The following is a 19,442-nucleotide window of genomic DNA, read 5'->3' on the forward strand; positions in this document are numbered from 1 at the left end:
AACCGTATGAAAATGGTATATTTACTTTAAATATTCGGTTTTTGCTGGAGGGCATTATGAAAAAGTTAAAGCGCAGTGGGCGCCTTGTTGATATGACGTATTTTTTATTGCAACATCCCCACGAGCTGATCCCACTTACCCATTTTTCAGAACGGTATCAATCGGCAAAATCTTCAATTAGTGAAGATTTGGTGATTATAAAAGAAATTTTTGAAAGCGAAGGGATCGGAATGCTTTTAACCGTTCCTGGTGCAAGCGGTGGGGTTAAGTTCATTCCTTCCATGGGGGAGGACGAAGCTCGCCAGCTAGTGGGCGCAGTTTGTGAGAAGCTTTCCATCTCAGACCGTATTTTACCGGGTGGCTATCTTTATATGATGGACATGTTAGGAGATGCTCGTTTTATGCAGGAGGTCGGGCGATTGTTTTCTGCCATCCTTTCGCACAAAAAAATTGATGCGGTCATTACGGTGGCGACAAAGGGGATCCCTCTCGCGTATGCAGTCGGGCAGCATCTAGACGTTCCGGTAAGCATTGTCAGACGTGATCACCGAGTCACAGAAGGATCAATGGTTAGTATTAATTACGTGTCAGGTTCATCTAAGCGTATTCAAACGATGACGCTTGCAAGAAGGAGCTTGAGCCCAGGCTCCAACGTGTTTATTGTGGATGATTTTATGAAAGCCGGTGGTACTGTCCGAGGAATGATGGACCTGCTCCATGAATTTCAAGCGGAGGTTGCTGGGATAGGTGTCCTCGTGGAGTCAGGCGAAGCAGAGGAACGACTTGTGGATGACTACTTATCGGTTGCACGCATTTGTCAGTTGAATGAGAGGGAAAAAACAATTCTTGTCGAACCAGGTAATGTATTAGAGTATATGATGACATTAAAGGAGGACCAATCATGAAGGTTGTACATACGAACCAAGCACCAGATGCCATTGGACCCTATTCACAAGGGATTGTCGTAAACAATATGTTTTACAGTTCAGGCCAAATTCCACTGACTGCTGAGGGAGAACTTGTTCAAGGAACGGTGGAAGAGCAAACACATCAAGTGTTTAAAAATCTTCAAGCCGTTCTAAAAGAAGCTGGAGCTTCACTGGACACGGTTGTAAAGGCGACGGTATTTATTAAAGACATGAATGACTTCCCACGTATTAATGAAGTGTATGGGGAATACTTCCAAACACATAAGCCGGCACGCTCTTGTGTAGAAGTGGCTCGCTTACCAAAAGATGTCCTTGTAGAAATCGAGGTTATTGCTCTCGTGAAATAGCATTTTTTTAAACATGCTTCGTTCCTAGAAGCATGTTTTTTTAACGCTGTAGAAAGTTTACTTTTTTGTGCATGAGAGGCTCAGAAAAAACGATTGCTCATAAGCCAAGTATTCCGAGCGTTTTTTATCCTTTAAAGGTACCTGTGCTACTGATGAAGCCAGTTCATCATCAAGGAGAAAAACTTCGAATCAAAATTCACAAAAATTCTTTCGGAAAAAGAAGGAATATAGCCGGTCACCGAGAACTTAATATACAGACAGCGGAAAACCAACTACAAAGGAGGTGACTTCATGCAAGTAACAGATGTCAGGCTCCGTCGAGTTAACACCGAAGGACGGATGAAAGCGATTGCGTCCATTACTATTGATCATGAATTTGTTGTTCACGATATTCGGGTGATCGATGGAAACAATGGACTGTTTGTTGCTATGCCAAGCAAACGCACACCAGATGGTGAGTTTCGCGATATTGCGCACCCTATCTCTTCCCAAACACGTGAGAAGATTCAAACAGCTGTATTGGCTGAGTATGAGCGTGCTGGAGAATTGGATCAAGTAACATATGAGGAAGCAGGAGCCTCCTAATAAACAGCCAGGCCTTACTCCAACTAGGTGGAAGTGAGGTCTTTTTTTATAAATTCAAAAGGGGAAAATCCTCTCCTATTCATATGGGACCGTTTCCTTTCTTATTGCTAGTGCAAGTAAGTTCTTGCGCTTTTTTTATTTGTTCCATCTTCATCCAGCAACAAAAGGGGCGGTATAACGCTTGTTTTTCCGGATTTCTCTTCTTGAAAACACAACCGTTTTAAGATATATTCGTAAGGGAAAAATGGAACAGTTGGAGGGGAACGATGAGCAATCGATTTGCGGTCATACTTGCCGCTGGACAAGGGACGAGGATGAAGTCAAAGCTTTATAAGGTGCTCCATTCAGTTTGTGGAAAGCCAATGGTTCAACACGTCGTTGACCAAGTCTCAGCCCTCGGATTTGACGAAATTGTGACAATTATAGGGCACGGTGCGGATGCTGTAAAGTCACAGCTAGGAGAGCGTGTCTCCTATGCTTTGCAAGAGGAACAGCTTGGGACAGGACATGCTGTACTTCAAGCAGAATCAGCTCTTGGCGGAAGACGAGGAGTAACGATCGTATTGTGCGGTGATACACCGTTGTTGACAGCCGAAACAATCGATCATGTGATGTCCTATCATGAAGAAGAGCAAGCCAAGGCGACTGTGCTAACGGCCGAATTGGCTGATCCAACAGGATATGGGCGAATTGTACGGAACGATAAGGGACTTGTTGAACGAATTGTTGAGCACAAAGATGCGACTTCTGAAGAGAAGCAAATTACAGAAGTCAATACAGGGACGTACTGCTTTGACAATGAGGCGTTATTTCAAGCGTTGAAAGAAGTTGGTAACAATAACGCCCAAGGGGAATACTACCTTCCTGATGTGATCCAAATCCTTCAAACTAAAGGGGAAAAGGTAGCGGCATACAAAACGGCCCATGTTGAGGAAACTTTAGGGGTTAACGACAGGGTCGCTTTAGCTCAAGCGGAGCAGGTGATGAAGCGTCGTATCAATGAAGCATGGATGAGAAAAGGGGTTACGTTCATTGATCCTGAGCAAACGTACGTATCACCTGATGCAACAATTGGTCAAGATACCGTGATTTATCCGGGAACGATGGTGCTTGGACAAACGACCATCGGTGAAGGATGCGTGCTTGGTCCCCATACGGAATTAAAAGATTCAAAAATCGGGAACAAAACGGCAGTTAAGCAATCGGTTGTTCATAATAGCGAAGTGGGGGAGCGTGTATCCATTGGACCATTTTCGCACATTCGCCCTGCATCAATGATCCATGATGATGTACGGATTGGTAATTTTGTTGAAGTAAAAAAGTCAACCATTGGAAAAGAGAGCAAGGCATCTCATTTGAGCTACATTGGTGACGCTGAAGTTGGCGAGCGGGTGAACTTTAGTTGTGGATCCATTACCGTGAATTACGATGGGAAATACAAATTTTTAACGAAAATCGAGGACGATGCATTTATCGGCTGCAACTCTAACTTAATTGCCCCTGTCACGATCGGAAAAGGGGCTTTAATAGCAGCAGGATCTACAATAACAGAAGATGTGCCAAGTGATGCACTCTCGATCGCACGCGCACGGCAAACAAATAAAGAACACTATGTAACGAAAAAAAACAATTAATTTATGGTGGAGGTTTAAGGAAACATGGCAAACTACGGTGACCCCAACTTAAAGGTGTTTACGCTCAATTCAAATAAAGGGTTGGCTTATGAGATTACAGAACGAATCGGTGTACCGATGGGGAAAAGCTCAGTCACTCGCTTTAGCGATGGAGAAGTGCAAATCAACATTGAAGAAAGCATTCGAGGTTGCGATGTTTTCTTAATTCAATCAACAGCTGCTCCGGCAAACGAGCATATTATGGAGCTCCTGATTATGATTGATGCGGTGAAGCGTGCATCGGCGAAAACCATTAATGTGGTGATCCCTTATTATGGATATGCGAGACAGGATCGCAAGGCGAGAGCTCGTGAACCAATTACTGCAAAATTGGTGGCTAATTTACTAGAAACAGCCGGAGCGACTCGTGTTTTGACACTTGATTTACATGCGACACAAATTCAAGGCTTTTTTGACATTCCGGTTGATCAGCTTATGGGCGTTCCGATTTTAGCTGAGTTCTTTGAGAAAAAGGGCTTGGATGATGTCGTTGTCGTTTCCCCTGATCATGGAGGCGTGGTGCGTGCCCGCAAGCTAGCTGACCGGTTAAAAGCACCGATTGCGATTATTGATAAACGTCGTCCGAAACCAAACGTGGCAGAAGTAATGAATATAGTCGGTCATATTGAAGGGAAAACAGCAATTATTATTGATGACATTATCGATACAGCGGGGACAATCACATTAGCAGCAAACGCCCTCGTTGAACACGGGGCAAAAGAAGTGTACGCATGTTGCACCCACCCTGTCTTATCAGGACCTGCGATCGAGCGAATCAAAAATTCGAAAATCAAAGAGCTTGTCGTCATGAATACAATTGAGCTTGAAGAAGAAAAATTAATTGATAAGATTACTACGTTGTCTGTAGCACCGCTCATGGCAGAGGCCATTGTCCGTGTTCATGAACATTCTTCTGTAAGTTTATTATTTGATTAATCCGCTTTTTTCTGCTGTTTTTAAATTTCTCCGTTTGAAAAAGGGATGCTCAGGGAAAAGATGAAAGAGAGCAACTGTAAAAAACGTAGAGGTGATAAAAATGGCAATGAGCTTAAAAGCAGAGAAACGGCCAGATCTACGTGGCTCTGTTACAAGAAAAATTCGTAAACAAGGGTATGTGCCGGCCGTTGTTTATGGAAATAAGACGAAAAGCCAACCAATTAGCGTCGAGGCTGTAGACTTTTTAAAAACGGTTCGAGAAGTGGGCCGAAACGGATTGATCTCACTTGAAGTAGAGAAAGGCACGAAGCATCAAGTGATGGTCCATGATTTGCAAATGGATCCGTTAAAAGGCGATTATTTGCATATTGATTTCTTCGAAGTGGATATGTCCTCTGAGATTGAAGCAAATGTTCCTGTTCGATTAACAGGGGAAGCGAGAGGAGTATCCGAGGGCGGTGTCCTTTCTCAGCTTATGTATGAAATCACGGTTCGTAGTTTGCCAGCAGACATTCCGGAAGAAATCACGCTCGATGTGTCATCCTTAACGATTGGGGATTCCATTCAAATAAGGGATGTGCGAGGGAACGTCCCTGTTCAAGTCGTAAACGAAGACGAAGAAACCGTCGTAACTGTCCAACCTCCTGCCACGGAGAAGGAAGAAGAGACGGAAGCAGCAGTGACTGATAATGAGCCAGAAGTAATCAATGAGAAAGAGGAGCCTGCTGAAGAGGCAAAAGAAGAATAAAGTCAATTTGTGTCCATCACAAGACAGCTGTAAAGTACGTACGCAGCCTTAGAAATGGCGCTGCTCTAAACAACCTTTAAAAAGGTATGACCCTTGTGGTTATACCTTTTCTGTTGTTATACTGTTTTTAGTAACTGTGAAAGGGACACTAAAAAGGTGATATAGATGAAGCTAATCGTCGGTTTAGGAAACCCTGGTGCTAAATATGATGGCACGAGGCATAATGTCGGTTTTGATGTAGTAGATGCCGTCGCTCGCCGCTTGAATATTGAGATCAAGCAGTCGAAAGCGAACGGACTTTATGGGGAAGGTCGAATCGATGGAGAAAAGATCTTTTTGTTAAAGCCCCAGACTTTTATGAATCGATCAGGAGAATCGGTCCGCCCATTCCTTGAATACTATAACATGGAAGTGGAAGACCTACTCGTGATTTATGATGATTTAGATTTGCCAGTAGGTAAAATCCGCCTTCGTCAAAAAGGAAGCGCTGGTGGCCACAATGGGATGAAATCTTTGATCGCTCACCTAGGCACGAGTGATTTTAAACGAATTCGTGTCGGGGTCGACAGGCCGGCACCAGGAGAAACGGTCGTTCAGCACGTGCTTGGGCGCTATCGCCCAGAGGAAAAGGACGCCATCTCGGAGGCGATTGATCTCTCGGCAGAGGCAGCAGAAGCTTTTACAAAGAAACCATTTCTTGAAGTGATGAATACATTTAATTAAAGCTAGATCCGATGAGGTATAGCTCGTTCCACTTCCGTTCATACTAAAAGCAACTGATGATCTAGAACGGAGGGGACTTGCGTTGACGATTCATTATCAATGTCGCCATTGTCAAACGAAAGTTGGTCAATTAGAAGGTAGACATACATCTGAACAGTTAGGACTTCATCATTTGACTGAAGAGGAAAGAGCCTCGATGGTGACATATAATGACAGTGGAGACATGACGATTCACGTTATTTGCGAAGATTGTCATGAAGCCTACATTCGGAATCCAAACCTATATGAACTGGATGTTACGTCACATATTCAATAAATGACAACCATAAGAACTCGTTGGCTTTGTCAACGCTTTGGTTTTAGACCAAAGCATTTTTCTGTTTCCAAACAACAGTGACATCAGTAGGATTTTTAAAAAAGAGGAAGAGGATTTTCAAAAGTTTCATAGAATGTCATGAAGCGAATTGATTTATACCTACAGCAGGGGAGGACCCCCTGCTTTAAGGCGTTTTTAATGAAATGCTTGTAGCAGAAGGCTTTAGGGGGAAAGGTATGCTAGGTTTACAACGTTTTATTCAAGAACAGGAAGACACACAAGCGATTGTACAGGGCTTGGAAGTGAATATGAAGGAACAACTCGTCTCAGGATTGTCAGGGTCTGCTAGGCCTGCCGTTATGGCTGCTTTATATAAGGAGACGAGACGGCCACAGCTTGTCATTACCTATAATTTGTATCAAGCACAGAAAATCTTTGAGGATCTTGTCGAACTCGTAGGGGCGGATCATGTACTACTCTATCCCGTTAACGATTTGATTTCATCAGAAATTGCGATTGCTAGCCCGGAAATGAAAGCGCAACGCATTGACGTATTAAATCAGCTCGTAGCTGGATTTTCAGGAATCGTAGTCGTTCCATTAGCAGGCCTGCGGCGTCTATTGCCTCCTTCTTCCTTATGGAAGGAAAGCCAAATTCGTTTAAGTGTTGGGGATGACATAGGTGACTTGGAGTCGTTGATTAGACGGCTTGTTCGCAATGGTTTTACTCGTGTTGATATGGTGACGACCCCGGGAGAATGTAGTGTCCGTGGGGGCATTATTGATCTGTATCCCTTAACAGAGGAGGACCCAATTCGAATTGAATTGTTTGACACGGAAATTGATTCGATTCGGACATTTACGATTGAAGACCAGCGTTCAAAGGACTCGCTATCCGAAGTTGTCATTGGACCAGCGGCGGAAATCATTATGGATGAAGAGCATTTTATTCAAGGGGCATCACGCTTAGAGGACCGTCTCAGTCAAACGTTAAAAAAAGTAAAGAAAAAAGAAGTAAAAGAAAAACTAACCGAACAAATTTCTTTTGATATTAGTGAGCTGAAGCAGAAACATCCGTTTCCATCGATGTACAAATACATTTCTCTTTTTTACGATGATACGTACAGCCTTTTTTCATACGTACCTTCCACTGGGGTCATTTTTGTTGACGAAATGAGTAGGGTTAAAGAAATGTCCGAAAGTTTAGAGAAAGAAGAGGCGGAATGGCATACGACGCTTATTGAACAAGGGGAAATTGTCCACGATGTAACCTTAGCTCACTCAGTTCTAGAGCAGATGAAGCAAGGCGTCTTACCGATCGTTTACTTGTCGCTTTTCGTGCGTCACGTGCCGTCTACGAATCCGCAAAATATTATTAGCTTCCAATGCAAATCGATGCAAAACTTTCATGGACAAATGCCACTGCTTCAATCGGAAGTTAAGCGCTGGATTTCATCACAATTTGCGACCGTTTTCATTGCAGCGACGAGGGAGCGGGCGAAGCGACTAAACCATGTCTTAGCTGAGGAAGGAATAGAAGCCCTCGTTGTAGATGGGGAAGCTCCACTTACGCCAGGTCAGGCGCAAATTATGGTCGGTGCATTAACGAGCGGCTTTGAATTGACCCTGCACAAGCTAGTGGTGATTACAGAAGAAGAAATATTTGCGAAAAAGGTGAAGCGGCCACAGCGGAAACAAAAACTATCGAACGCCGAAAGAATTAAAAACTATAGCGAGTTAAAAGTAGGCGATTTAGTCGTCCATACGAACCACGGGATCGGGAAATATTTAGGAATCGAAACCTTAGAAATTAATGGGGTTCACAAGGATTATTTACACATTCGCTATGCAGGTAACGATAAACTATACGTTCCTGTAGAACAAATCGATCAAGTGCAAAAATATGTGGGCGCCGAAGATAAAGATCCAAAGCTGTACTCTCTAGGAAAAAGCGATTGGAAAAAGGTAAAGCGCCGTGTCCAGTCATCAGTGGAAGACATTGCTGATGATTTAATCAAGCTGTATGCTGAGCGAGAAGCGAGCAAAGGGTTTGCATTCGCCCCAGATGGACCAGAGCAAGCGGAGTTTGAAGCATCATTTCCATATCAAGAAACAGAAGATCAGCTTCGAGCGATTCAAGAGATAAAAGAAGACATGGAAAAAGAGCGTCCGATGGATCGGCTTCTTTGTGGTGACGTTGGCTATGGGAAAACAGAGGTGGCGATTCGCGCTGCTTTCAAGGCCATTATGAACGGAAAGCAAGTGGCGATTCTCGTGCCAACGACCATCTTAGCGCAGCAACATTTTGAGACGATCCAGGAGCGCTTCGCTGATTATCCAATTAACATTGGGGTTCTTAGTCGTTTTCGTTCTCGAAAGGAACAGTCACAAACGCTTAAAGGACTAAAAGCAGGATCGGTTGACCTTGTGGTCGGTACCCATCGTCTGCTGTCCAAGGATGTTCAGTTCAAAGATCTCGGCTTGCTCATTGTCGATGAGGAGCAGCGCTTTGGGGTGACGCACAAGGAGAAAATTAAACAGTTAAAGGCAAATATTGACGTTCTAACATTAACGGCAACGCCGATTCCGCGAACACTTCACATGTCGATGCTCGGCGTCCGTGATCTTTCTGTCATCGAAACACCACCAGAGAACCGCTTCCCGGTGCAAACCTATGTGGTAGAATATAACAGCCCTCTTGTGCGAGAAGCGATTGAGCGTGAACTATCCCGTGGTGGACAAGTGTATTTTCTTTACAATCGTGTGGAAAACATCGAGCGAATGGCAAATGAAATCTCTATGCTCGTCCCAGATGCCCGAGTGTCTTTTGCCCACGGGCAAATGAAAGAAAGCGAATTAGAGTCGATTATGCTCGCCTTCTTAGAAGGGGAGAGCGATGTGTTAGTAACGACGACCATTATTGAAACAGGTGTGGACATTCCAAATGTTAACACGCTCATCATCCACGGTGCCGATAAAATGGGCTTGTCCCAACTGTATCAAATCCGCGGACGGGTCGGACGCTCCAATCGGGTGGCTTACGCCTATTTCACGTATCAGCGTGACAAAGTGTTGTCCGAAGTTGCAGAAAAGCGACTCCAAGCCATTAAGGAATTCACGGAGCTCGGGTCTGGATTTAAAATAGCGATGCGAGATTTAGCGATCCGTGGTGCCGGTAATTTGCTTGGCGCGCAGCAGCATGGTTTTATTGAATCGGTTGGCTTTGATCTATACTCACAAATGTTGAAGGAAGCCATTGAAAAACGAAAAGGCGAACAGCCGAAAGAAGAACCACGAAACGTGGAAATTGATGTACAAGTGGATGCTTATATACCGGATTCATACATTCAAGACGCAAAGCAAAAAATTGAAATGTACAAACGGTTCCGTGGGGTCGAGACGATTGAAGAGATCAACGACTTAAAGGACGAAATGTTTGATCGGTTCGGTGAATATCCTCAAGAAGTAAGTGACCTTCTACAGCTAACGACGATAAAAATTTTAGCCTATCAAGAAGGCGTCGAAAGCATTGTGGAGTCAAAGGGTCAATGGATTATTCTCCTTTCGCCAGAAACGACAGAAGGGATTGATGGCGCTAAGCTGTTTGAAGTCATTCATAAGCTCGATCAGCAAGTTGGTCTTGGGACTGAAGGTGAGCGAATAAAATTAACGTTAAAAACAAAGCAGCTAGGGACAAATCAATTGCTGGAAGTAACAGAAACGCTCTTGGCTTCACTGGCGGATGTAAAAAAACAACCGTCTCCAGTTAATTCGGTTTCCTAATATTGATATCCCAAGGAAGGAGTAAAACGGCAAAAGGATGTCTTTTTTCTTCGAATGGTGAATAGTTCTTCTGGAAACAAAGATACTAACACGTAAACAGGATCATCTTTACTTACATCCAGAAGTTATTCCATCAGAAGAAAGTGAGGCATCATAGGTATGAAAGCAACAGGAATTGTTCGACGGATCGATGACTTGGGGCGTGTAGTGATTCCAAAGGAAATCAGAAGAACGTTGCGCATCCGCGAAGGGGACCCTCTCGAAATTTTTGTGGATCGTGATGGAGAAGTCATCCTAAAGAAATACTCGCCTATTTCTGAGCTTGGTGATTTTGCAAAAGAATACGCAGAAGCGCTTTACGACAGTCTGAATCATAGTGTGCTTATCGCTGATCGTGATACGTACATCGCGGTGGCTGGAAGCTCGAAGAAGGATTATACAAATAAAAGCATCGGGGACATGATAGAGTCGGCAATGAACGACAGAAAATCAATCGTCCATACAGATGCGGGCGAATACAACCTTGTTGGTGAACAGCAAGAAGAACTTAAAGGCTGCGTCATTGCACCAATTATTGCAAATGGAGATCCAATCGGGGCAGTGGTGATCTTTAATAAAGATGAAACATTACAAGGACAAGTGGAACAAAAGCTGGCAGAAACAGCAGCGAGCTTCCTTGCCCGTCAAATGGAGCAATAATCACGAAGCCATTCTTTCCGAGGAAGGAATGGCTTTTCTACTTTAAGCGATTGGTTGGAATCCAAGTTTTGCTAACAAACGTCCAACTTTATATGTCAACCTATGGTATAATGACAAGAAAAAAAAGGAGAAACGCCAATGCAAAACAACGAAACCATTCGTCCGTTTCTGCGTGGGGCGCTTTCTGTTTCTGTTGCGGCATTGTTCGCGAAGGTGTTAAGTGCGGCGTATCGCGTGCCATATCAAAACATGGCTGGAGATTTAGGGTTTTATGCTTACCAGCAAATTTATCCTTTTTACGGGATTGCGATGATTCTCGCTATGTACGGATTCCCTGTGTATTTATCCAAAGTAGTGACAGGTTATTTGGAGCGTGGGGAAGTTGAACAAGCGAAGGCGTGGGTCTCTTTTTTCTTTTATCGACTCATTCTTTTATCTGTTGCCATGTTTAGTACCTTGTATGTTTTTGCCGAGAGAATAGCCCTCGTCATGGGAGATATAAACCTAACTGCACCGCTGCAGACCGTGGCTTTTTCCATCTTGCTCATCCCCCTTTTATCGGTCGTTCGTGGAGTGTATCAGGCGCATCATCAACTAGAGCCGACGGCCCTTTCTCATGTGACCGAGCAGATTATTCGCGTGATTGGTATTCTCTGTCTCGTAGGTCTTTTTATGTCGCAAGGGGGCGATGGCTATGATGCAGCGGTCGGTGCAGCGCTCGGATCAATTGCTGGCAGTGTCGGGGCTATCATCGTCTTGCTTATCGGGTATCGCTCAATTGCTTGGAGAGAGTGGTTATCTCGGAAAAATCTTCGGATGTTGAAGGGGAACAGAAACACGCCATGGTTTAGGCAAAGTGTGTACATTTGCTTAAGTTCCCTCGTCTTTGTGCTCGTCCCGCTTGTAGATGCATTCACGATGATCCGCTTGCTAGGGGTGGCAGGAATCGAAGGGACGTGGGCATTTATTGAAAAAGGAATTTATGATCGAGGACAGCCGCTCGTTCAAGTGGGCATCGTCGTCGCTACGTCCTTCTCACTTGCAATCGTTCCGTTTATGACAAAAGCAGTACAAGGAAGAAGGTTGAGAGAAGCTCGGACATTCACAGAGTTAGCTTGTCGGTTTACGATTCTCATTTCAGGGGCTGCTGCACTTGGTTTGTTCATCGTAATGGAGCCAACAAACATCCTGTTGTTCGGGAATAGCGAAGGAACACATGTGTTACAAGTGTACGGCTTTTCTATCTTTTTTGCGAGCTTGTTTGTTGTAACAGCTGCCTTGCTCCAAGGATCGGGTTATGTTCACATTCCGATGATCGCACTTGCGGTTAGTTTGCTTGTCAAAATGGTTGCAAATGTTGTCCTCATTCCAGCATTCACCACGGTCGGTGCAGCGATTGGGACGATCGCAGCATACGCTACAATGGCAACGATAAATGTTGTCGCCCTTTCGAAACTGTACGGCGGCCTTGCGCGTCTAGTTGCTAATGCACAGGCGATGTTGGTATGCTTTATCGCCATGGCGATCCCTGCGAGTGTTTGCCGTTACTTGCTCTCTTTAGTAGTGGGAGAGGGGCGGATGGAAGCGCTATTGATGGTTCTGCTCACAGTAGCTGCAGGTATCTTAGGCTTTCTGTTTGCCGTATTGCGGAGCAAGGTCATTAGTGAGAAAGAATGGGACATGGTGCCGACCTTACAAAAGTGGGCGAAGCGAATGAACCATTTGTTTGGTAACACGTAAGAAGCTAAAGGAGTGGGAAGATGAGCCATACGATTACGGTCATTGGCCTTGGAGCAGGAAACTTAGAACAATTACCGCTCGGGGTATATCGCTTAATTCTAAATCAGGATCATCTATATGTGAGGACAAAGGATCATCCCGTAATAGAAGAGCTCATTGGTGAAGGGCATTCTTTTACCTTTTTTGATTCGATCTATGAGCAGCATGAGACATTTGAGGCCGTCTATGATGCCATTGTTGCCGAACTTTTAGAGGCGGCCAAAAGCAAGGAGATTCTTTATGCTGTACCTGGGCATCCGCTCGTGGCGGAGCGAACGGTTCAACTGCTGCTAGAAGCTGAACGGGAAGGGCGCGTCACGGTGAAGATATTAGGGGGACAAAGCTTTTTAGACCCTATGTTTTCCGCATTGAAGATCGATCCGGTCGAGGGATGTCAAGTGCTCGATGGGACGATGCTTTCGCGTGATGAAGTGCACGTAACGCAGCACATTGTCATTTGTCAAGTATATGATCAGATGATAGCATCCCATGTGAAATTAACACTTATGGAGCTTTTGCCAGATGATTACGAGGTGACAGTGGCAACCGCTGTTGGAACAAAAAATGAAAAGCTAGAGACCGTGCCATTATATGAGCTTGATCGAGTGACGACGATCAGTAATTTAACGGCGGTATACGTCCCGCCAGTTGAGGATGAGGTTATACTGTATCAAGACTTTCGAACGTTGCGCCAGATCATTGCGACGCTTCGCGGGCCTGACGGCTGCCCTTGGGATAAGAAGCAAACCCACCAATCATTGAAAAAATATCTATTAGAAGAAGCGTATGAAGTACTTGAAGCGATTGATGAAGAAAACGAGGATCACCTTGTTGAAGAGCTTGGCGATCTTTTACTTCAGGTCTTGCTGCACGCTCAAATTGGCGAGGATGATGGTTGGTTCCAAATCGAGGATGTCATTCGTTCTATTTCAGAAAAGATGATTCGCCGTCATCCCCACGTATTCGGTGAAAGACAGGTAGAGGATGCAGAAGACGTAGTCGAAACATGGGATGAAATAAAGAAAGCCGAGAAGGGCGAAGATCAAGCTAGTACGTCCATCCTTGGAAAAATTCCGAAAGGCTTGCCAAGCTTAATGCTAGCATTTGAACTGCAAAAGAAAGCGGCGAAGGTAGGATTTGATTGGGCAGAAGTGGAACCGATGTGGGCGAAGCTTGACGAGGAACTGCATGAGTTTAAAGAGGAAATTCAGGCGGGACACTCGCAAGAAATGGCAAAAGAGTTCGGCGATGTACTGTTTGTCCTCGTAAATATTGGCCGGTTTTACAATATATACGCAGAAGAGGCTCTCCACCGAACGAACGAGAAGTTCAAGCGGCGCTTTCAGTCGATTGAACAGGCAATTACTGCTAAAGGGGACACTCTCGAAGAAAGTTCCTTAGAAGAAATGGACGTCCTTTGGAATCAAGCAAAAGAAAGTGAAAGTCAGGGGGAGTAAGAATGAGACTCGATAAATTTTTAAAAGTTTCCCGGTTAATTAAACGGAGAACATTGGCGAAAGAAGTTTGTGAACAAGGTAGAATTACGGTCAATGGAAACGTAGCAAAAGCAGGGACTGTCGTGAAGGAAGGGGATGAGCTTGTGATTCGTTTCGGTCAAAAGCTTGTCACTGTTGAAATTACAAATGTGAAAGAAACGGTTCGGAAAGAAGAAGCAAGCACGTTATATGAAGTAAAAAAAGAAGAGCCGATTTCTAAAAGTGAGTAAAAGAAAAACCGTCGTTATGCGGCGGTTTTGCATTTTAGGAAGGTGCTTTTCAAGTTGGATCTTAAGGGATGGGTCTTTATATCTATTTATAGGAACAGAATCAGATTAAGGGGCTTGTTCTATCTTTGGTTCCCCCTTCATAGACTGTCAGTAAAGTCGTAATGAGGAGGAATCGGAATGGACCAGCAGTATGACTTCGGCAGACCTATGGGACATGAACGTCGGTCAAAAGAGCACGATGTGACGATGCGGAATCGTAAAACACTTGATATAACGGGGGTTAAGCAAGTCGAAAGCTTTGACAATGAGGAGTTTTTGCTTGAGACAGAAATGGGTTTTCTATCGATTCGTGGGCGCAATCTGCATATGAAAAATTTAAATGTAGAGGAAGGACTGGTGTCGATCGAAGGAAAGATCTTCGATATGGTGTACCTTGAACAGGGCCAAGGAGAAAAATCTAAAGGGTTCTTTGGGAAGTTGTTCAAGTGAGTTTAACCATTCAATTTTACACGATGCTATCAATGGCTGCGATGGGCGTTTGGCTTGGCGCAGCTATTGATACCTATCACCGGTTCTCAAAGCGCCGCCGTATGCTTTTTCACTGGCTTGAGTTTATCAACGATGTTCTTTTTTGGCTGATTCAAGGGCTCATTCTGTTTTATGTCCTCCTTCAAGTCAACCAAGGGGAAATTCGCTTTTATATATTTTTAGCTATTCTTTGTGGGTATGCTGCCTATCAAGCATTGTTTCGCCAAGTTTATCAGAAGCTATTGGAGCGTGGTATCCAGTTCGTACTAGCGCTTTATCGGTTTGGGAGAAAGATGATCCATATCTTTTTCGTTTCGCCGATCAAGTGGCTGTTGAATCTTCTTTATCGCTTGTGTATGATGATAATATCGGCGGTCCTATCTATTTTCTACTTTTTGCTAAATTTGATATGGAAACCTATCTTTTGGGGGCTAAAGGTAGTTTACCGCCTTTTAGGCATTCAGAAGCTGATCAATAAGATTCAGTCCACAACATTTTTTCAAAAAGGAAAAGGATTTTGGAAAAAGCTGTGGAAATGGATTCAAAAGGAGTGAGGGCCATGGTCAAAAAACAACCATCAAGAATTCGTGAAATTGACTCGCAATATATCCAGCAGCATGAACAAAATCTCGAAATGCAAAAGCGGAAACGCCGTGGGTTGGTTCGTCGACTTGTGGCCATTGGAATCGTGTCTGTATTGCTTTGTGTTTTTGCCTTTATGACGTTGCAAACACAAGCGAAAATGCTAGAGGATATACAACAAGAAAAAATAGCCCTTGAGCAAAAGCTCGATGAACTACATGCGGAACAAGAATTTCTTGAACAAGAAATTAAAAATTACAACGACGAAGAATTTATTGCAGAGATTGCAAGGCGAGACTACTATATGACCAAGCCAGGTGAAACGCTATTTAAGTTGCCTAAATCATCCTCAGATTGACACCATTTTTTTGGATCGGGTATACTATACCAAAGTGAAGATTTTTAGCTACTTTAAGGAGGAACAATTTTTTCATGGCAATTGAAGTTGGCAGCAAGTTGCAAGGCAAGGTAACGGGAATCACCAAATTTGGTGCATTTGTTGAGTTGCCAGGTGGTTCTACAGGTCTTGTGCACATCAGCGAGGTTGCTGATCATTATGTCAAGGACATTAATGAGTTGTTGACAGTTGGACAGGAGGTTCAAGTCAAGGTTTTAAATGTAGAGTCTGATGGGAAAATTGGACTTTCTATCCGAAAAGCCCTTGATCAGCCTGAACGACCGAAACGCCCACATGGAGGTGGAAATCGCGGTCCTCGTACAAATCGTCCGGGCCCATCATTTGAAGATAAAATGGCTCGCTTCTTGAAAGACAGCGAAGAGCGCCTTGCTACGATTAAAAGGCAAACAGAGTCAAAGCGTGGTGGACGCGGCGCCCGTCGAGGGTAACTTGCTGCTCGCTTGATCATACAATGTTGAGAAAGACAAGCATTCGCTTGTCTTTCTCCTTGATAAAAAAAGATATTGACTTTTGTTTGGTCATCATATATATTATTACATGTCGCAATCAACAAATTCACACTATGGCGGTGTAGCTCAGCTGGCTAGAGCGTACGGTTCATACCCGTGAGGTCGGGGGTTCGATTCCCTCCGCCGCTACTCTTTCAAAGCCCTGCTCGTGTAAACGAGTAGGGCTTTTAAGGTGCACTAGGAATGGGCGTAGTCTTCACGATCTATCCAGCTTAGGCTCGGCATCACCGAGTTTTCTTGATCATTAAGAAAGTTTTCCTCGCTTCTATTTCCTTTAATCGTATCTGCTTTTCTTCATGAAATATCGATCAGTCCACTTTTGCAATTATTGCTCGTTTTTTTCTTTCCTCACATTTCCCTATCAGTCTTTCGTTTTTCCAAGATTGTGCGTTTTCCTCGATTCAACTCATCAGTCGTTTTGGCTAAACAGTCTGAATGGAGCCGAAATGAGTCGAACATTTCTTTGTTTTCACTTTCCCATTTTGACAAAATCTTTCTTTTGGACATGTTTTAATGGAGTCACGATCTTAAAATGGGTGGTGGATGATAATGATTCGGAAGCTAACAAAAGAGATGGTGGGATTTAGATTGGAGTGGAAAGGGGTAGAACGGGTTAATCGTTTCATTCGGTCAGTTAGTCAATCTCTTACCAAAGGGGGAGCGATTGTCTTTTATCAATGGGGGTTGCTCCTGGCGATTGTCGGCTTTTTGCTTGGGCGTGCGGTCATTTTAGAAGAGTTGACGCCGTTTGTTGTTCCATTCCTAGCCGCTGTTTATTTATTGAAAAAGGACAAGCTGATGCTTGCGGCGATTGCTATGTTTGCCGGCGCTGTTACGAGCTTTCACCAAGAGGTTGGCTTTGTCATCGTGGCCATGGTCGCATTCCTCCTCTTCCAAAAGGTAACAGAACGCTTTACGGATCAACGAAAAAAAATCGTCCCCTATTCGGTATTGATCGCCAGCGTGGTTTCTAGGCTAGGGTTAGTCTATTTAATTGAAGGGGCTATCTCAAACTATGCAGTCATGATGGCGATTGTTGAGGGTGGGTTAAGCTTTATCTTAACACTGATCTTTTTGCAAAGTGTCCCATTGCTGACGGCTAAACGTATTCAGCAGCCTTTGCGGAATGAAGAGATTGTATGTCTTGTGATTTTACTTGCTTCTGTTATGACGGGTACGGTCGGATGGTTCTTCTATGGGTTAACAGTTGAGCATATGTTTGCCCGTTATCTCGTGTTAATCTTCGCATTCGTTGGAGGTGCAGCGATCGGATCGACCGTAGGCGTTGTTACAGGGTTAATCTTGAGTTTAGCGAGTGTGGCTAGTCTCTATCAAATGAGCCTCCTTGCATTTTCTGGTCTTCTTGGTGGTCTACTAAAAGAAGGTAAGAAAGTAGGTGTCAGCCTCGGACTTCTTGTTGGTACGATGTTGATCGGTCTCTACGGTGAAGGGGGGACCAATATTCAACTAACGATGATGGAAACAGCAGTTGCCATTGCAATCTTTTTGATCACGCCAAAAGGGTGGATCCATGCGATCGCTCGCTACATTCCTGGAACGACAGAGTATTCGAAAGAGCAGCAGCAATACTTGCGAAAAATCCGCGATATCACAGCAGGAAGGGTCGAACAATTCTCAAATCTTTTCCAAACGTTGTCGACCAGTTTTTCTACACCTACGAGTGCTGCTACAGAGGATGCGGAAAAAGAGTGGGACTACGTACTAAGTAATGTAACCGAAAAAACATGCCAAGCGTGTTTTAAAAAGGAAAAGTGCTGGGTTCGTAACTTTAATACAACCTATGATGCGATGCAACGGCTTATGATCGAAACTGAAAAAAATGGGGAAGTCATAGATAAGAGATTACTTGTTGAATGGAAGCAGCATTGCATTAAACCCGATAAGGTGATGCAAGCGATCCAACAAGAGCATACTCAACACCTTGCGCACCAGAAGCTGAGGCACCAAGTGATGGAGAGTCGGAAACTTGTAGCTGATCAACTCCTGGGTGTGTCACGAGTGATGGGGGATTTTGCAAAAGAAATTCAAAAAGAGCGTCAGGAGCATCATCTAGAGGAGGAGCAAATTTTAGAGGCTTTACGGAGTGTTGGCTTAGAGATTGGCCATGTGGATATTTTTCAACTCGAAAAAGGAAATATGGAGATCGACATGAGCATAGCTGATGATTCTGGTCACGGGCAGGCAGAGAAGATCATTGCTCCAATGCTCTCCGACATGTTAGGTGAAACGATCATCGTCAAACATGAAGAGCGACATTATTACCCTAACGGCTATCAGCATGTATCCTTTGGTTCTGCGAAGCAGTTTGTTGTGGAAACGGGGGTTGCCCATGTAGCCAAAGGGGGCGGCTGGATTTCTGGAGATAGTTATTCGACCATTGAGCTAGGATCGGGAAAATACGCAATCGCCATAAGTGATGGAATGGGCAATGGTGAACGAGCTCATTTAGAAAGTAACGATACGCTTCAGCTGTTACAAAAAATTTTACAGTCGGGGATCGAAGAAACGGTGGCGATTAAATCCATCAACTCCGTATTATCGTTGCGCACGACAGATGAAGTGTTTTCGACACTTGATCTAGCGATGATTGATTTGCATGATGCTACAGCAAAATTTTTGAAAATTGGCTCAATCCCAAGCTTCATTAAACGAGGCAACAAAGTAATCAAAATGGAGGCTGGTAATTTGCCGATGGGCATTATTCAAGAGTTTGATGTGGACGTCGTAAGTGAGCAGCTAAAAGCGGGAGATTTGCTCATTATGATGAGCGATGGAATTTTGGAAGCGCCCCGTCATGTAGAAAACCGAGAAATGTGGATCAAGCGTCTCGTTTCAGAAATGGAGACAGACGATCCACAAGAGCTAGCAGACTTGTTACTAGAACGAGTGCTACGAACGGAAAAAGGTCAGATTGATGATGATATGACGATCATCGTAGCAAAGGTGAAGCGAAACATGCCAAAATGGGCGGCGATCCCCATGCATAAGCCAAAACGTATTCTTAGGAAGAAGGCACAATAACATGAATGTATATGATTATTGTATAAGAAAACAGATTTTTGCGAGAGAGGATATGGCAATAAAACAAGTCTTTTAAATCAAGTGGCAACATTGTAAAGGTATAAAAATCTCCCTCCTTGA

General features: G+C 44.0%; 18 protein-coding genes and 1 tRNA gene. All 19 read left to right on the plus strand.

Features of this window, described 5'->3' with window-relative positions:
* The first annotated feature begins 56 nt into the window (after window positions 1–56).
* Window positions 57–905, plus strand: coding sequence for a pur operon repressor (purR, locus tag FED51_RS00370; RefSeq protein ID WP_010896246.1), 849 nt, complete (start codon window positions 57–59; stop codon window positions 903–905).
* A complete protein-coding gene (locus FED51_RS00375) occupies window positions 902–1,276 on the plus strand; it encodes a RidA family protein (RefSeq protein ID WP_010896247.1) in 375 nt (124 codons plus the stop codon). Before purR ends, FED51_RS00375 begins: the two co-directional genes overlap by 4 nt.
* Window positions 1,277–1,567: 291 nt before the next feature.
* Window positions 1,568–1,861 carry a septation regulator SpoVG gene (gene spoVG, locus FED51_RS00380; protein WP_010896248.1) on the plus strand — a complete coding sequence of 98 codons (294 nt, stop codon included), beginning with the start codon at window positions 1,568–1,570 and terminating at the stop codon, window positions 1,859–1,861.
* A 266-nt stretch (window positions 1,862–2,127) separates the two neighbouring features.
* The gene (gene glmU, locus FED51_RS00385; protein ID WP_053432330.1) at window positions 2,128–3,495 is read left to right on the plus strand and encodes a bifunctional UDP-N-acetylglucosamine diphosphorylase/glucosamine-1-phosphate N-acetyltransferase GlmU; all 1,368 of its coding nucleotides are present in this window, start codon (window positions 2,128–2,130) and stop codon (window positions 3,493–3,495) included.
* Between the two features lie 24 nt (window positions 3,496–3,519).
* Complete coding sequence (locus tag FED51_RS00390; protein WP_010896250.1) at window positions 3,520–4,470, plus strand: ribose-phosphate diphosphokinase; 951 nt, start codon at window positions 3,520–3,522, stop codon at window positions 4,468–4,470.
* A 100-nt stretch (window positions 4,471–4,570) separates the two neighbouring features.
* A complete protein-coding gene (locus tag FED51_RS00395; protein WP_053432329.1) occupies window positions 4,571–5,218 on the plus strand; it encodes a 50S ribosomal protein L25/general stress protein Ctc in 648 nt (215 codons plus the stop codon).
* Between the two features lie 165 nt (window positions 5,219–5,383).
* On the plus strand, window positions 5,384–5,941 hold the full coding sequence (gene pth, locus FED51_RS00400) for an aminoacyl-tRNA hydrolase (protein WP_010896252.1): 558 nt from the start codon (window positions 5,384–5,386) through the stop codon (window positions 5,939–5,941).
* Between the two features lie 82 nt (window positions 5,942–6,023).
* On the plus strand, window positions 6,024–6,257 hold the full coding sequence (locus tag FED51_RS00405; RefSeq protein WP_041820045.1) for an anti-sigma-F factor Fin family protein: 234 nt from the start codon (window positions 6,024–6,026) through the stop codon (window positions 6,255–6,257).
* A gap of 236 nt (window positions 6,258–6,493) precedes the next feature.
* A complete protein-coding gene (gene mfd, locus FED51_RS00410) occupies window positions 6,494–10,039 on the plus strand; it encodes a transcription-repair coupling factor (protein WP_134229270.1) in 3,546 nt (1,181 codons plus the stop codon).
* Between the two features lie 159 nt (window positions 10,040–10,198).
* A complete protein-coding gene (gene spoVT / locus FED51_RS00415; protein ID WP_010896254.1) occupies window positions 10,199–10,738 on the plus strand; it encodes a stage V sporulation protein T in 540 nt (179 codons plus the stop codon).
* 138 nt (window positions 10,739–10,876) lie between these two features.
* Complete coding sequence (locus FED51_RS00420; RefSeq protein WP_053432327.1) at window positions 10,877–12,478, plus strand: putative polysaccharide biosynthesis protein; 1,602 nt, start codon at window positions 10,877–10,879, stop codon at window positions 12,476–12,478.
* 20 nt (window positions 12,479–12,498) lie between these two features.
* Entirely contained in the window at window positions 12,499–13,974 is a 1,476-nt protein-coding gene (yabN, locus tag FED51_RS00425) for a bifunctional methyltransferase/pyrophosphohydrolase YabN (RefSeq protein WP_053432326.1), read from the plus strand.
* 2 nt (window positions 13,975–13,976) lie between these two features.
* On the plus strand, window positions 13,977–14,243 hold the full coding sequence (locus tag FED51_RS00430) for an RNA-binding S4 domain-containing protein (protein ID WP_010896257.1): 267 nt from the start codon (window positions 13,977–13,979) through the stop codon (window positions 14,241–14,243).
* Between the two features lie 177 nt (window positions 14,244–14,420).
* The gene (gene yabP, locus FED51_RS00435) at window positions 14,421–14,732 is read left to right on the plus strand and encodes a sporulation protein YabP (RefSeq protein ID WP_010896258.1); all 312 of its coding nucleotides are present in this window, start codon (window positions 14,421–14,423) and stop codon (window positions 14,730–14,732) included.
* Window positions 14,729–15,325, plus strand: coding sequence for a spore cortex biosynthesis protein YabQ (gene yabQ / locus FED51_RS00440; protein ID WP_010896259.1), 597 nt, complete (start codon window positions 14,729–14,731; stop codon window positions 15,323–15,325). The genes yabP and yabQ overlap by 4 nt, the downstream gene beginning before the upstream one ends.
* A gap of 5 nt (window positions 15,326–15,330) precedes the next feature.
* Window positions 15,331–15,711, plus strand: coding sequence for an FtsB family cell division protein (locus FED51_RS00445; RefSeq protein WP_010896260.1), 381 nt, complete (start codon window positions 15,331–15,333; stop codon window positions 15,709–15,711).
* Window positions 15,712–15,785: 74 nt separating this feature from the next.
* Complete coding sequence (locus FED51_RS00450; protein WP_010896261.1) at window positions 15,786–16,199, plus strand: S1 domain-containing RNA-binding protein; 414 nt, start codon at window positions 15,786–15,788, stop codon at window positions 16,197–16,199.
* A gap of 136 nt (window positions 16,200–16,335) precedes the next feature.
* Window positions 16,336–16,409 (plus strand) — tRNA-Met (locus FED51_RS00455).
* Between the two features lie 420 nt (window positions 16,410–16,829).
* On the plus strand, window positions 16,830–19,322 hold the full coding sequence (spoIIE, locus tag FED51_RS00460; protein WP_010896262.1) for a stage II sporulation protein E: 2,493 nt from the start codon (window positions 16,830–16,832) through the stop codon (window positions 19,320–19,322).
* Window positions 19,323–19,442 lie beyond the last annotated feature (120 nt).

The sequence above is a fragment of the Halalkalibacterium halodurans genome (assembly GCF_005671335.1).
GTDB lineage: Bacteria > Bacillota > Bacilli > Bacillales > Bacillaceae_D > Halalkalibacterium > Halalkalibacterium halodurans.

What these genes read in the sequence shown, in the direction of transcription:
- pth (WP_010896252.1), top strand. Translation starts at nt 5,384, where the DNA reads ATGAAGCTAATCGTCGGTTTAGGAAACCCTGGTGCTAAATATGATGGC.
- yabP (WP_010896258.1), top strand. Translation starts at nt 14,421, where the DNA reads ATGGACCAGCAGTATGACTTCGGCAGACCTATGGGACATGAACGTCGG.
- yabN (WP_053432326.1), top strand. Translation starts at nt 12,499, where the DNA reads ATGAGCCATACGATTACGGTCATTGGCCTTGGAGCAGGAAACTTAGAA.
- FED51_RS00430 (WP_010896257.1), top strand. Translation starts at nt 13,977, where the DNA reads ATGAGACTCGATAAATTTTTAAAAGTTTCCCGGTTAATTAAACGGAGA.
- FED51_RS00420 (WP_053432327.1), top strand. Translation starts at nt 10,877, where the DNA reads ATGCAAAACAACGAAACCATTCGTCCGTTTCTGCGTGGGGCGCTTTCT.
- spoVT (WP_010896254.1), top strand. Translation starts at nt 10,199, where the DNA reads ATGAAAGCAACAGGAATTGTTCGACGGATCGATGACTTGGGGCGTGTA.
- FED51_RS00445 (WP_010896260.1), top strand. Translation starts at nt 15,331, where the DNA reads ATGGTCAAAAAACAACCATCAAGAATTCGTGAAATTGACTCGCAATAT.
- glmU (WP_053432330.1), top strand. Translation starts at nt 2,128, where the DNA reads ATGAGCAATCGATTTGCGGTCATACTTGCCGCTGGACAAGGGACGAGG.
- FED51_RS00395 (WP_053432329.1), top strand. Translation starts at nt 4,571, where the DNA reads ATGGCAATGAGCTTAAAAGCAGAGAAACGGCCAGATCTACGTGGCTCT.
- FED51_RS00450 (WP_010896261.1), top strand. Translation starts at nt 15,786, where the DNA reads ATGGCAATTGAAGTTGGCAGCAAGTTGCAAGGCAAGGTAACGGGAATC.
- FED51_RS00375 (WP_010896247.1), top strand. Translation starts at nt 902, where the DNA reads ATGAAGGTTGTACATACGAACCAAGCACCAGATGCCATTGGACCCTAT.
- mfd (WP_134229270.1), top strand. Translation starts at nt 6,494, where the DNA reads ATGCTAGGTTTACAACGTTTTATTCAAGAACAGGAAGACACACAAGCG.
- purR (WP_010896246.1), top strand. Translation starts at nt 57, where the DNA reads ATGAAAAAGTTAAAGCGCAGTGGGCGCCTTGTTGATATGACGTATTTT.
- spoVG (WP_010896248.1), top strand. Translation starts at nt 1,568, where the DNA reads ATGCAAGTAACAGATGTCAGGCTCCGTCGAGTTAACACCGAAGGACGG.
- FED51_RS00390 (WP_010896250.1), top strand. Translation starts at nt 3,520, where the DNA reads ATGGCAAACTACGGTGACCCCAACTTAAAGGTGTTTACGCTCAATTCA.
- spoIIE (WP_010896262.1), top strand. Translation starts at nt 16,830, where the DNA reads ATGATTCGGAAGCTAACAAAAGAGATGGTGGGATTTAGATTGGAGTGG.